This is a genomic window from Streptomyces sp. NPDC088124, assembly GCF_040685895.1.
In the GTDB taxonomy this organism is placed as follows: Bacteria; Actinomycetota; Actinomycetes; order Streptomycetales; family Streptomycetaceae; genus Streptomyces.
In genome coordinates this window covers 1-13547 of the sequence record NZ_JBFBJB010000016.1, presented here as the reverse complement: position 1 = coordinate 13547, position 13547 = coordinate 1, and the positions used below count along the sequence as shown (strand labels likewise).

Here is a 13547-nt window from a genome sequence, read left to right as displayed (position 1 = left end):
CACCTCACGATGCCCGGGTGAACCTGTCAGACAGCCAGACAGCCGGGGCCCTGCCCAGAAGGATCAGCGCGATGGAAGCCGTGCTGAACCATCTCCGGAGCGCCATCGAGCGGAGCGAGTACGCGGTGGGGGAGAAGCTGCCCTCCGAGGCGGAGCTCTGCCGCCGTCTCGAAGTGAGCCGGCCCGTGCTCCGAGAGGCCCTGCGGGCACTCCAGGTCATGGGACTGACCGTCTCACGCACCGGAAAAGGCACCTTCGTCGTCTCCAACGGCCCGGTGGAGGATCCCACCTTCGGCGACTACTCGGCGAGCGACCTCCTGGAGGTGCGCCGCCATGTGGAGATCCCGGTCGCCGGGTACGCGGCGACCCGCCGTACCGCCGAGGATCTCGACCACCTCACCCATCTGCTGGAGCGGATGGAACACGAGACCGACACCACCGCGTGGGTGGCGATGGACACCCTCTTCCACCTCTCGGTCGCCCAGGCGGCCCAGAACCCGGTCTTCCGCCGGGTCATAGAGGAGATCCGCGACGCGCTGGCCCGCCAGTCGGCGTTCCTCAACGAACTCGGCGGGCGGCGTGAGCAGTCCAACCTGGAGCACCGGGCGATCGTCGAAGCCCTCGTCGAGCAGTCCGAGGACGACGCCGTCGACGCCATGACCCACCACCTCGCACGGGTCGAGTCGACCCTGACCACCATCGTGCGGTCCCCCCACCGCACGGCACCCCCCGAAGAAGGCGAAGACCAGGCGTGAGCGAGCAATCCCTTCAGACCGAGCAGCAGGCGTGTCCGCCGGAGAAACCACCGGTTTCCGCGGGCGCCCATGTCGACGCCGGTGACGCCGGATACAGCAAGACCCTGAAGTCCCGGCACATCAACATGATCGCCATCGGCGGGGCCATCGGCACCGGGCTCTTCCTCGGCGCCGGCGGCCGGCTGGCCAGTGCGGGCCCCTCCCTCGCCGTCGCCTACGCGGTCTGCGGCCTCTTCGCCTTCCTCGTGGTACGTGCCCTCGGCGAGCTGGTCCTGCACCGGCCGTCCTCCGGGGCGTTCGTCAGCTACGCCCGTGAGTTCATGGGCGAGAAGGGCGCCTTCGTCGCCGGCTGGATGTACTTCCTGAACTGGGCGACCACCGGGATCGCCGACATCACGGCGGTGGCGACGTACACCCACTACTGGGGCATGTTCTCCGACATACCGCAGTGGGTGCTCGCCCTGATCGCCCTCGCGGTCGTGCTGACCGTGAACCTCATATCCGTGAAGATCTTCGGCGAACTGGAGTTCTGGTTCGCGATCATCAAGGTCGGCGCGCTCGTCCTGTTCATGCTCATCGGTATCTTCCTGCTGGCCACCCAGCACCCGGTCGACGGCCACACCCCCGGGCCGTCCCTGATCACTGGAAACGGCGGCCTCTTCCCGGCCGGGATGCTCCCGATGCTGCTGGTCATCCAGGGCGTCGTCTTCGCGTACGCCTCGGTCGAGCTGGTCGGTGTCACGGCCGGTGAGACCAAGGAGCCGGAGAAGATCATGCCCAAGGCGATCAACTCCATCATGTGGCGCGTGGCCCTCTTCTACGTCGGCTCGGTCGTGCTGCTGACGATGCTGCTGCCCTGGAACAAGTACTCCGCCGGTGAGAGCCCCTTCGTCACCGTGCTCTCCAACATCGGCATCCCCGCGGCGGGCGACGTGATGAACCTCGTCGTCCTCACCGCCGCGATGTCCAGCCTCAACTCCGGCCTCTACTCCACCGGACGCATCCTGCGCTCCATGGCGAAGTCGGGCTCCGCGCCGAGGTTCACCGGGGTGATGAGCCGCAGCCAGGTGCCGTACGGCGGCATCCTGCTCACCTCCGGCATCTGTGTGCTCGGCGTCGGCCTCAACTACGTCGTGCCCAGCAAGGCGTTCGAGATCGTCCTGAACTTCGCGGCGCTCGGCATCCTCGCCACCTGGTCCATGATCATGATCTGCCACCTGCTCTTCTGGCGGAAGACGCGGGCGGGGCTGCTCTCCCGCCCCTCCTACCAGCTCCCCGGCTCGCCGTACACCGAGATCATCACCCTGATCTTCCTCGGATCCGTCCTGGTCCTGATGTACGCGGACGGCGGCGCGGGCCGCACGACGGTGCTGGCCCTGCCGCTGATCGCCGCGGCGCTGGTCGGCGGCTGGTACCTGGTACGGGGCCGGGTCGGGGCCCTCAGGGACGCGGCGGCCCTCGAACGCGCCGGCACCACCGACCGCGACCAGAACACCGAGAGCCGACCATGAGCCACCCCACCACGCCGCGCCGCACCCCGGGCGAGCCTCCCGTCGTCCGCGCGCCGGGCCATGTGCCCCTCGCCCACGTCGTACGGGGAGGCATCATCGAGGGTGTCCACCACGGCTCGGTCGTCGTCCTGGCGGCCGACGGCAGCGTGGAGTTCCTGGCCGGGGACATCGAGGCCGCGTTCTATCCGCGCTCCGCGCTCAAGCCCCTCCAGGCGGTCGCCCTGCTCCGCGCCGGGCTCCCCGTGCCCGACGACGAGGCGCTCGCCCTCACCGCGGCCAGCCACTCCGGCGCGGAGACCCACCTCGCCGTGGCCCGGCGCATCCTCGACTCCGCCGGGCTCACCGAGGCCGACCTGGCCAACACCCCCGATCTGCCGTACGGCGTCGCGGAGCGCGAGGCGTGGCTGCGCCGGGGCCTCGGGCCCAGCCGCCTCGCCCAGAACTGCTCGGGCAAGCACGCCTCCATGCTCAGGACCGCGCTGACCCGGCAGTGGCCCCTGACCGGCTATCTCGACCCGGGCCACCCGCTCCAGAAGGCGATCGCCCAGACCGTGGAGGAGCTGACGGGACAGCGCATCGCCCGCGTCACCGTCGACGGCTGCGGCGCCCCGCTGTTCTCCGTCTCCCTGCACGGACTCACCCGCGCCTTCGCCCGGCTGGCGGCCGCGGCCCCCGACACCGACGAGGGCCGCGTCGCGGGCGCCATGCGGGCCCACCCGGAGCTGGTCGCCGGCGCCGGCCGGGACGTGGCCGGTCTGATGCGGGCCGTGCCCGGACTGCTCGCCAAGGACGGCTTCGAGGGCGTCCAGGTCGCGGCGCTCCCGGACGGCCGGGCCGTCGGCGTGAAGATCGCCGACGGCGCGGACCGCGCCAGGATGCCGGTGACCGCCGCGGCCCTCGCCCGGTGCGGCGTCGACCCCGGCATCCTCGCCCCGTTCGCCCGTACCCCCGTGCTCGGCGGCGGCCAGGAGGTGGGGAGCCTGCGGGCGGCGGGCGCGCTGGCTCCCGTATCGATTCCGGAGCCCGCCTCGTCCGATGGGTCTGTCGTTCTGTCCGCACGGTCCGCCCACCCTCACGAAGGAACCGTTCCTGAGCAGTGAGCGGGGGTGGGTCCGCGCACTGGCACGCCCCGAACGGTCTTGGGCGCACTGGTCGTCCGCTTTCGCGTCCCGGGAGGCGGCACGGATCCTGTCCGTGGTCCGCACCGGGCGGGCGGAGTCCCTCACAACCTGGCCAATTGGGTGTGGCCGGAGGCGACGGGGAGGCCCTGAGCCATCTCGCTGGTGGAACAGGGGCCCCGCACGCCGACACCACACCCGGCGTCCCAGGTCGCATCGCCGACGCTACTCCGCTGGCCCTCCGACGCCGCAAGCCGATCCCGTGATCATCACCCAAACGAGCTAGTAGGTCCTTATGCCCTTTTCATCGACAAACCGTTGCCACCCCTGCGACATGACTGCCGGCCACCGCTCCGAACACGATCTGCTCGGCGACCGCCACATACCCGCCGACGCGTACTGGGGCGTGCACACGCTGCGCGCCTCGGAGAACTTCCCCATCACCGGTACGGCCATCTCCGCCTACCCGCATCTGATCAACGCGCTCGCCGCCGTGAAGGAGGCCGCGGCCCGCGCCAACGAGGACCTCGGGCTGCTCGCCGGGGAGAAGGCCGCGGCCATCGCCGCCGCCTGCCGGGAGATCCGGGAGGAGGGCAGGTTCCACGACCAGTTCGTCGTGGACGTCATCCAGGGCGGCGCCGGCACCTCGACCAACATGAACGCCAACGAGGTGATCGCCAACCGGGCGCTGGAGCTCCTCGGGCACGCCAAGGGCGACTACACGCACCTGCACCCCAACGAGGACGTCAACCTCAGCCAGTCCACGAACGACGTCTACCCGACCGCCGTCAACGTGGCCACGATCATCGCCGTGCGCGAACTGCTCGACGCGATGACCGTTCTGCGCGAGGCGTTCGCCGCCAAGGCGGCGGAGTTCCACGACATCCTCAAGATGGGGCGCACCCAGCTCCAGGACGCCGTGCCCATGACGCTCGGCCAGGAGTTCTCGGCGTACGCGGTGATGCTGGAGGAGGACCAGAGCCGGCTGGCCGAGGCCGTCCTCCTCATCCACGAGATCAACCTCGGCGCGACGGCCATCGGCACCGGTCTCAACGCTCCCGCCGGCTACGCGGAGGCCGCCCGCCGCCATCTCTCGGACCTCACCGGGCTGCCCCTGGTCACCGCGGCCAACCTCGTGGAGGCCACCCAGGACTGCGGCGCCTTCGTCCATCTCTCCGGAGTGCTCAAGCGCATCGCGGTCAAGCTCTCCAAGAGCTGCAACGATCTGCGGCTGCTCTCCTCCGGGCCGCGCGCGGGCTTCGCCGAGATCAACCTGCCGCCGGTGCAGGCCGGGTCGAGCATCATGCCCGGCAAGGTCAACCCGGTGATCCCCGAAGTCGTCAACCAGGTCGCCTTCGAGGTGATCGGCAACGACGTCACCATCACCATGGCCGCCGAGGCGGGGCAGCTCCAGCTCAACGCCTTCGAGCCGATCATCCTGCACTCGCTCTCGGAGAGCATCACCCATCTGCGGGCCGCCTGCGTCACCCTCGCCGAACGCTGTGTCTCCGGCATCACCGCCAACACCGAGACGCTGCGCGCGACCGTCGAGAACTCCATCGGGCTCGTCACCGCGCTCAACCCGCACATCGGCTACACCGCCGCGACCGAGATCGCCAAGGAGGCGCTGGCCACCGGCCGGGGCGTCGCCGAACTCGTGCTGGAGCGCGGGCTCCTCCCGGCCGACCGGCTCGCGGCGCTGCTGCGCCCCGAGGAGATCGCCGGTACGGGGCCGCGCCCCGTCGCCCCGTAAAACGCCGCACCCGCGGCCCCTCCGCGGGCGCGCCGGTCCGTACGTACTCTCGTCGGGTTTTCCTGAGACTCCGCGAGTACGGGACCGGCGCGCCCGCGCGCACCTGCGCGTCCGGTCAGACGGGCTGCACGCCCGGCCGGCCCGCCTCGGTGACGAAGGACATCCGCGTCGACACCGGCGCGCCCGGGGTGGTGACGTACGGCAGCACCCGGAAGTCGGCGCGGCAGCTGCGCGGGGTGAGGGAGCAGCGGACGTAACCGCGCTGGTAGTTGGTGAACTTGATGTGCCGGTTGGCGGCCAGCAGGTTCGCCCCGGACGGGTCCAGGTCCATGCCGTCCATCTTGGTCGAGATGGAGGTGCCGACGAACTCGACCCCGATGGCGGGGGAGTCCGGGTCGTCGAAGTTCCGCTTGAGGTCCGCCGCGAGATGGCGGTGCATGTCACCGGTGAGCACGACGGGGTTGGCCACGTTCCGGTCGGTGATCTCCTTGAAGAGCCGTTCGCGGGAGGCCACATAGCCGTCCCAGAAGTCCATCACGAAGGACTGGCCGGGACCGGGGTCGGTGTCCACCTGGTTCATGGCGATCTGCTGGGGGATCAGGTTCCACTTCGCGTCGGAGCGGCCCAGGCTGTTGTAGAGCCATCGTTCCTGCTCCGCGCCGAGGATGGTGCGGTCGGGGTCGAGCCGCTCCTCGCAACCGGTCTTGGTGCCGTCGCCGCACGGCTGGTCGTCGCGGTACAGCCGGGTGTCGAGGATGTGGAACGTCGCCATCCGCCCGTACCGCAGACTCCGGTACATCCGGGCGTCGAAGCCGCGCGGCTTGTTCGGCAGCCGCAGGGGCAGGTGTTCGTAGTACGCCTGGAACGCCGCTGCCGCGCGCACCCGGAATGTCGCCGGGTCGACGTCCGGGTGCTTGGAGATGTCACCGGCCCAGTTGTCCTCCACCTCGTGGTCGTCCCACACGACGGCGAACGGATGGGCCTGGTGAGCGGCGATGAGGTCGTTGTCGAAGCGGTGCAGCGCGTGCCGGTTGCGGTACTGGGTCAGGTCCATCGGCTCGGGGCGCAGCTCGGCGGCGACGGGGGTCTTGCGCACGCCGCCCATGGCGTCGATGGGGTTCTCGTAGATGTAGTCGCCGAGATGGAGGACCAGATCGACGTCCTCGTCGGCGAGATGCCGGTAGGCGGTGTAGAACCCCTCGAACCACGCCTGGCAGGAGACGAACGCGAAGTTCAGGGAGCGGGGGTCGCTGTGCGGCGCGGGCGCGGTGCGCGAGCGGCCGACGGGGGAGAGCACGCCGCCGGCACGGAAGCGGTAGTAGTACTGGCGGCCGGGTCTGAGTCCGCTGACCTCGACGTGGACGGAATGGGCGAGTTCGGCCACCGCCCGGGTCCAGCCCCGGCGTACGACGCGCCGGAAGCGCTCGTCCTCCGCCACCTCCCAGTAGACCGTGACCGCGCGCGGGTCCATGCCGCCGGTTCCGTCGGGGGCGAGCGGGTGCGGCGCCAGCCGGGTCCAGAGGACGAAGCCGTCCGGCCAGGGGTCGCCCGATGCGACCCCGAGCGTGAACGGGTCCTCGCGGAGGCGGCGTTCGGCGGCGCCCGCCCGGCCCGCCGACAGATTGCCCGCCGCGACCGCCAGTGCGACCGTTCCGGTGGCGCCGAGCATCGCCCTTCTCCCGAACCCGGTGGCCGAGGTGGTTCCGCTGGTGCTGATCCCACTGTTCATCCGCATGAATCCTCGTCCGTTCGTCGTGCGCGATTCCCGCGTGACCCGAGGCGGAAATGACGCGTGATTTAACGTCCGTTCATGTTGTAATCACACGGTGAATATCACACGTATTCACCCGTCACAAGACCACCCGCCGCCAGGTCGACAACGCCTGTCGCAGGCGACTGTACGGCGGCATCGCGGTGCCGGCCGATCGCGCCATGAGGTGTCCGACCAGCCCTGTGTAACACCCTTGACACCTCTCGCGGGCGGCTCATAGTGTCCACGCCACAGAATTCACGTTAGATTTCACATGGAGACGTGTCGTCTTCACGCCGGGTGGGTGGTGGACGACGGCGTAGGAACGATGGTGACGCGCCGTCAGGGCCTGTCGTTACGACCGGCCCCAAGGCGCGCAGGAAGGACGTGTCCGTGTCCGGTCCCTCCGCAGCGGGGCGCCTGCGCCCCTACGGTCTGCGCTGCGACCACCGCGTCACCCCCCTGGGAATCGACGAGCCCGGACCGCTGCTCTCGTGGCGGCTCGCCTCCGACCGCCGGGGCGACGACCCGGCCGGGCACCGGGTACGGGTCGGGCGGCGGCCCGAGGACCTCGCCGCGGGGGGTGAACCCCTCTGGGACAGCGGTCCGCTGACGGACTCCCGGGCGGTCGGCGTCCGCTACACCGGGCCCGCGCTGGAGCCCCGTACCCGCTACCACTGGCAGGTCACCGTCGACCCGGCCGGGCCGGGGGCTCCCTCGGCGGCCGGCACCTGGTTCGAGACCGGCCTCGTCATGGCGCCGGCCGTCGACCCGGCCGTCGACCCGGCCGTTGATCGCCCCGCAGGCGACGGCTGGCGCGCGAGCTGGATCACCCACGACCCTGACCCGATCGAGGTGATGGACGCGCCGACCGAGGGCGAGGCGGCCCTCGACCACCACGGGCTCACCCCCTGCCCCGTCCTGCGGCGCGCGTTCCCCGGCATCCCCGGGGCCGTCAGCCGCGCCCGGCTGTACGTGAGCGCGCGCGGGCTCTACGAGATCCGGCTCAACGGCACCCGGGTCGGCGACGCCGAACTCGCCCCCGGCTGGACCGACTACCACCACCGGATCCAGTACCAGACGTACGACGTGACGGAACTGATCCGGGACGGCGGCGGCGAGAACGTCCTCGCCGCGACCGTCGCCGACGGCTGGTGGAGCGGGTTCGTCGGCTTCGAACCCCGCAGGGCGGGTGCCCACTACGGCTCGACGCCCCAGCTGCTGGCCGAACTCCACCTGGTCGACGCCGACGGCCGCACCACGAGAGTCGTCACCGACCACACCTGGCGCACCCGTACCGGAACGGTTCGCCATGCCGACCTGCTCATGGGCGAGTGCCACGATCTGCGCCGCTCCGCCGACGGCTGGGACCTGCCCGGCTTCGACGACGCCGACTGGTCGCCCGCGCGGGTCACGGACGCCGACCACCGGCTGCTCGTCGCCGCGCCCGACGAACCCGTGCGGGCCACCGCCGAACTGACCCCCCGTACGGTCACCCGGCTGCGCGACGGCGTCCATGTCGTCGACTTCGGCCAGAACCTCGCCGGGCGGGTACGGCTGCGCGTCGACGGCCTCGCCCACGGCGCCCGGGTGACGCTGCGCCACGCCGAGGTCCTGGACGAGGACGGTGAGCTCTACACCGCCAACCTGCGCACGGCCGCCGCGACCGACCTGCTCATCGGTGACGGGCGGGCGCACACCGTCTTCGAGCCGCGCTTCACCTACCACGGCTTCCGCTACGCCGAGGTCACCGGCCTCGCCGAGCTGGCCGCGCCGGACATCGTCGCCGTCGCGCTGCACAGCGACACCCCGTGGGCCGGCTCGTTCGACTGCTCCGACCCGGACATCCGGCGGCTCCACGACTGCGTCACCTGGGGCCAGCGCTCCAACTTCGTCAGCGTGCCCACCGACTGCCCGCAGCGCGACGAACGCCTCGGCTGGCTCGCGGACGCGCAGGTCTTCCTGCCCACGGCCGCCCTCAACGCCGACGTCGCCGCGTTCTTCACCAAGTGGCTGCGCGACGTGGACGACGCCCGCACCCCCGACGGCGGCTTCACCAACGTCGCCCCGCGCCTCGTGGGGGTCGCCGACGAAGGAGCCCCCGGCTGGGCCGACGCGGGCGTCATCATCCCCTGGCACCTCTACCGTACGTACGACGACCCGCGCTTCCTCGTCCGCGCGCTGCCCGGCATGTGCGCCTGGGTGGAGCTGATCCGCCGTCACAACCCGGACCTCGTCTGGCGCCACCGCGTCGGCCCGCACTTCTCCGACTGGCTGGCCCCCGGCACCCCGACCCCGCGCGAGGTCGTCGCCACCGCCTACTTCGCGCACAGCGCCCACCTCACCGCACGCGCCGCCGAGGTGCTCGGCCACCACGACCTCGCCCGCGAGCACCACCGGCTGGCCGCCGGCGTCCGGGCCGCCTTCAACGACCGCTTCGTCACCCGGACGCCGGGCCCGGACGGGCAGGACGGGCAGGACGGCCCGGACGGCGACTCCCTGCGGATCGACGGCGACACGCAGACCGGCTACCTCCTCGCGCTCGCCTTCCACCTGCTCCCCGGAGAACAGGCGCCCGCGGCCGCCCGGCGCCTCGCCGAACTGGTCGAGTCCGCGGGCCCCGGACTCGTCACCGGCTTCCTCGGGGTCGCGCTCGCCGCGCCCGTCCTGGACGCGCACGGCCGCGCCGACCTCGCCCACGCCCTGCTGCGCCGTACCGAAGCACCCTCCTGGCTCTTCCCGCTGCACCACGGCGCCACCACGATCTGGGAGCGCTGGGACGGCTGGACCCCCGACGCCGGCTTCCGGGCCCCGGCGATGAACTCCTTCAACCACTACGCGCTCGGCTCGATCGGCGAATGGCTCTACCGGGGCGTCGCCGGACTCGACCAGAGCGCCGACTCCACCGGCTACCGGCACCTGACCGTACGCCCCGCCCCCGGCGACCTCACCCACGCGAGCGCCCGGTACGAATCGGTCCGCGGCACGGTCACCGTCCGCTGGGAACGGCGCGGCGACACGCTCTCCCTGCGGGTCCGGGTGCCCCCGGGCGCCACCGCCGAGATCCACGTACCCACCACCGACCCCCGGTCCGTCCGCGAGTCCGGCGAGGTACCCGTCGACGGCGCCCACCTCACCTTCGCCGGGACCGGCCCCGGCCGCGCCGTCTACCGCGTGGCCTCCGGCGTCTACCGCTTCACCGCCGCCTACGTACCGGCGGGCACACCGGAGCGCGGACCGCTGCACCGCGCCGCCGCACTCCCGCGCACACCAGGCCCGGCGACGCCGACGCACGCCGGCCCCCACGAGGAGGACATGACATGACCACGGGTTCCCGCGTCCCGCCCCTCCCCGGCACGCTCAGCCGACGAGGGCTGCTCCGCATGGGCGGCGGGGCGGCGGCCCTCGCCGCACTGCCCCCGGCCCTCACCGCGTGTGCGGGTTCCGGCGGTTCCGGCGACGGCAAGGTGCGTATCGTCGGCGTCGCCGACCAGCAGAAGCCCGTCGAGGAACTGCTGGCCGCCTACCGCAAGAGCCACCCCGACGACACCTTCGCCACCTCCTTCGCCCCCACCGACCAGGTCCAGACCGTCGTACGCACCCAGCTCGCCGGCGGCAACGCCCCCGACGTGCACGTCCTGTTCCCCGGCAGCGGAAGCGCCATGTCCATGGTCGAGCTGGCCAAGGCGGGGCTGCTCACCGACCTCTCGGCGCAGAAGTGGACCCAGGGCATACCCAAGAACTTCGACGCCGCCTACCGCTACGAGGGCAAGACCTACCTCTACTCGGCCGGCAGCAGCGTCATCGGCGCCATTTACAACAAGAAGACCTTCGCCAAGGCCGGTGTCCAGCCGCCCACGACCTGGGCCGAACTCCTCGACGTCTGCGCCACGCTGAAGGCCAAGGGCATCGTGCCGATCGCCCTCGGCGCGCAGACGCCCTGGGTCACCCAGCTCATCACGTACGCCCTCGTCCCCAACGCGGTCTACGCCACGACCCCCGGCTTCGACGCCGACATGGCCGCCGGACGCACCACGTTCGCCGACTCCGGCTGGGCCGACGCCCTCGGCAAGTACAAGGAACTCCAGACCAAGGGCTTCTTCAACGACAACCCCAACGGCACCACCTTCGAGCAGCAGGCCTCCCTCGTCGCGAGCGGCAAGGCGGCCATGGCCGTGCAGGTCTCCGCGGTGCTCTCCACCTTCCGCGACGCCACCAGGACCCCCGACGACCTGGCCATGTTCCCCTTCCCCGGCGGTGACAACGCCGCCCAACTGTGGATACCGGCGGGGATCGTGGTCGGACTGGGCGTCGCCGCCCACGCCAAGAACCCGGACAAGGCCAAGGCGTTCGTCGACTTCCTCGGCCGGCAGGAGAACATCAACGCCTGGGCGACCGCCGTCTCCGCGATCCCGTTCCAGCGCGACGCCACGACCAGGATCGACCCCGTGCTGGCGGACTTCCTGCCGATCATCGACGCCGACCGCGCCGTCCCCTTCATGGACCAGGCATGGCCCAACGCGGAGGTGCAGCCCGCCCACTTCGCCGCCGTACAGGATCTCCTCGCGGGCAAGACGGACGTCAAGGGCGCGCTGGGACAGCTGGACGCGGCCTACGGCAAGACATCGTGAACCCCCTGCCCGAGCGGACCACACCGCGCCCGGGGCCGCCGTCCCCCGCCGCCCCCGGGACGGCCCGGAAGACGGACGGGAGCGGGGCGGCGCGCACCGCCCGCCGGGTGCGCGACGGCACCCTCCCCCCGTGGGGCTTCGTCGTTCCCGCGCTCGTGGTGTACGCCGTCGTCGTCCTCTACCCGAGCCTCGCGGGCGTCGTCTACGCCTTCACGGACTGGTCCGGCGTCGGCGGCTTCTCCTTCGTCGGCGTGGACAACTTCCGTACGCTGCTGGACGACAGGCGCGCTCTGGAGTCCGTCGCCAACACCCTGCTGCTCACCCTCGCCGTGGTCGTCGTCCAGAACGGCATCGGCCTGCTGCTGGCGCTCGGCGTGCACGCCAACATCAGATCGCGCTCCCTGCTCCGCGTGATCTTCTTCGCGCCCGCCGTCGTCAGCCCCGTCATGGTCGCCTTCCTCTGGAAGTACGTGTACAACCCCGACGACGGCGCCGGGCTCAACGGGATCCTCGGCGCCGTCGGGCTCGGCGGGCTGCGCCAGGACTGGCTCGGCAACCCCGCGCTCGCCCTCTGGTCGGTCGCCGCGATGGTGGTCTGGCAGTACGCGGGGTACTCGATGGTCATCTTTCTCGCCGGGCTCCAGGGCGTGCCCGCCGAACTCCACGAGGCGGCGCGGATCGACGGCGCGGGCGCCTGGCAGCGCTTCCGCTACGTGACCTGGCCGCTGCTCGCCCCGGCGCTCACGATCAACCTGATGCTGTCGACCATCGGAGGGCTGAAACTCTTCGACCAGGTGTACGCCGCCACCAACGGCGGCCCCGGCACCTCCAGCGAGACCCTGTCCACGGTGCTCTACAAAGAGGCCTTCGTCTACGGCAAGTTCGGCTACAGCACCGCGGTGGCACTCGTCCTCGCGCTGTTCGTCGCCGCCGTCTCCCTGGTCCAGCTCCGCTATCTGCGTGCCCGGGAGGTCACCGCGTGAGCACCACCGCCACCGCCCCGCAGGACGCCGCCGCGGCCCGGAACGCGCGTCAACGCCGCCGGACCCGCTCCCGGTTCGGGGGCTACGCCCTGGAACTGGTGATGATCGCCGTCGCGGTGGTCTTCCTCTTCCCGGTGTACGCGCTGGTCACCCTGGCGATGAAGGACCCCCGGCAGATCGCCGAGTCGCCGCTGTCCCCGCCCGCGCCGCCCACCTTCGCCAACTTCGGGGACGCCTGGTCCTCCGCCTCGCTCGGCCCCGCCCTGGTCAGCAGCGCGCTCATCACCACCGTCAGCCTGCTCCTGCTGATCGTCCTCGGCTCCACCGGCGCCTACTACCTGGCCCGCCGGGCACGCGGCCTCGGGTACGGGCTCTACGTCCTCTTCCTGCTCGGGATCGTGCTGCCGTTCCAGCTCGGCATGATCCCGCTCTACAAGCTGGTCGACAGCCTCGGCTGGCTCGGCACCTACCAGGGCATGGTCCTCTTCTACACGGGCATCCAGCTCCCGTTCACCGTCTTCCTCTACACCGGCTTCATCCGCGCCCTGCCCGCGGACTACGCGCAGGCGGCGTTGATCGACGGCTGCGACCACCGGCAGGCCTTCACCCGGATCGTCTTCCCCCTGCTGCGGCCCATCACCGGCACCGTGATCATCCTGAACGCGGTGTTCATCTGGAACGACTTCTTCACCCCGTTGCTCTACCTCGGCGGCTCCGGTAAGGAGACCGTGCCCGTGGGGGTGTTCTCCTTCGTCGGCCAGTACGTCTCCGACTACGGCCTGGTCTTCGCCGGACTGGTACTGGCCGCGCTGCCGATACTGATCGTGTTCCTGCTGCTCCAGCGCTATGTCATCAAGGGGTTCGCGAGCGGCCTCAAGGGCTGAGGCACGGCCTCATGGGCTGAGGCGGATGCCCGGCGGAGAGGACGGCCCGGCTGCGGCGGGTGCTCGGCCGCCGGGGACGCCCGGCCGACGGCGGGCGAGGGACGGATCGCAGGGCCACGAGGCGCAGGGCTACGAGGCGAGCCGGTCGGCCGCGCGGTCACC

Annotated in this window: 9 protein-coding genes; 8 read left to right on the top strand and 1 reads right to left on the bottom strand. The window is 71.4% G+C overall.

The genetic code is table 11. The features are described 5' to 3' along the window. Positions 1 to 17: 17 nt before the first annotated feature. From AB0P17_RS15090 to aspA, 4 genes are all read left to right on the top strand, one after another. A complete protein-coding gene (locus AB0P17_RS15090) occupies positions 18 to 755 on the top strand; it encodes a FadR/GntR family transcriptional regulator (protein ID WP_365811044.1) in 738 nt (245 codons plus the stop codon). Beyond that, positions 752 to 2266, top strand: coding sequence for an amino acid permease (locus tag AB0P17_RS15085; RefSeq protein WP_365811042.1), 1515 nt, complete (start codon positions 752 to 754; stop codon positions 2264 to 2266). The genes AB0P17_RS15090 and AB0P17_RS15085 overlap by 4 nt, the downstream gene beginning before the upstream one ends. Next, positions 2263 to 3366 carry an asparaginase gene (locus tag AB0P17_RS15080; protein ID WP_365811040.1) on the top strand — a complete coding sequence of 368 codons (1104 nt, stop codon included), beginning with the start codon at positions 2263 to 2265 and terminating at the stop codon, positions 3364 to 3366. Before AB0P17_RS15085 ends, AB0P17_RS15080 begins: the two co-directional genes overlap by 4 nt. 352 nt (positions 3367 to 3718) lie before the next feature. Then, complete coding sequence (gene aspA / locus AB0P17_RS15075; protein ID WP_365811038.1) at positions 3719 to 5137, top strand: aspartate ammonia-lyase; 1419 nt, start codon at positions 3719 to 3721, stop codon at positions 5135 to 5137. 115 nt (positions 5138 to 5252) lie between these two features. Here the strand turns inward: aspA and AB0P17_RS15070 are convergent, their stop codons facing one another. Then, the gene (locus tag AB0P17_RS15070) at positions 5253 to 6866 is read right to left on the bottom strand and encodes an alkaline phosphatase D family protein (protein WP_365811036.1); all 1614 of its coding nucleotides are present in this window, start codon (positions 6864 to 6866) and stop codon (positions 5253 to 5255) included. Between the two features lie 414 nt (positions 6867 to 7280). On the opposite strand from AB0P17_RS15070, the gene AB0P17_RS15065 reads away from it, so the two are divergent. From AB0P17_RS15065 to AB0P17_RS15050, 4 genes are read left to right on the top strand one after another with little or no spacing between them, the layout of a single operon-like run. Further along, positions 7281 to 10211 carry a family 78 glycoside hydrolase catalytic domain gene (locus AB0P17_RS15065; RefSeq protein ID WP_365811035.1) on the top strand — a complete coding sequence of 977 codons (2931 nt, stop codon included), beginning with the start codon at positions 7281 to 7283 and terminating at the stop codon, positions 10209 to 10211. Further along, positions 10208 to 11518: an extracellular solute-binding protein gene (locus tag AB0P17_RS15060; protein ID WP_365811033.1), complete on the top strand. Its 1311-nt coding sequence runs from the start codon at positions 10208 to 10210 to the stop codon at positions 11516 to 11518. Before AB0P17_RS15065 ends, AB0P17_RS15060 begins: the two co-directional genes overlap by 4 nt. Then, on the top strand, positions 11515 to 12501 hold the full coding sequence (locus AB0P17_RS15055) for a sugar ABC transporter permease (RefSeq protein ID WP_365811031.1): 987 nt from the start codon (positions 11515 to 11517) through the stop codon (positions 12499 to 12501). The genes AB0P17_RS15060 and AB0P17_RS15055 overlap by 4 nt, the downstream gene beginning before the upstream one ends. Beyond that, entirely contained in the window at positions 12498 to 13385 is an 888-nt protein-coding gene (locus AB0P17_RS15050; protein ID WP_365811029.1) for a carbohydrate ABC transporter permease, read from the top strand. Before AB0P17_RS15055 ends, AB0P17_RS15050 begins: the two co-directional genes overlap by 4 nt. Positions 13386 to 13547 lie beyond the last annotated feature (162 nt).

What these genes read in the sequence shown, in the direction of transcription:
- AB0P17_RS15060 (WP_365811033.1), top strand. Translation starts at nt 10,208, where the DNA reads ATGACCACGGGTTCCCGCGTCCCGCCCCTCCCCGGCACGCTCAGCCGA.
- AB0P17_RS15070 (WP_365811036.1), bottom strand. Translation starts at nt 6,866, where the DNA reads ATGAACAGTGGGATCAGCACCAGCGGAACCACCTCGGCCACCGGGTTC.
- AB0P17_RS15080 (WP_365811040.1), top strand. Translation starts at nt 2,263, where the DNA reads ATGAGCCACCCCACCACGCCGCGCCGCACCCCGGGCGAGCCTCCCGTC.
- aspA (WP_365811038.1), top strand. Translation starts at nt 3,719, where the DNA reads ATGACTGCCGGCCACCGCTCCGAACACGATCTGCTCGGCGACCGCCAC.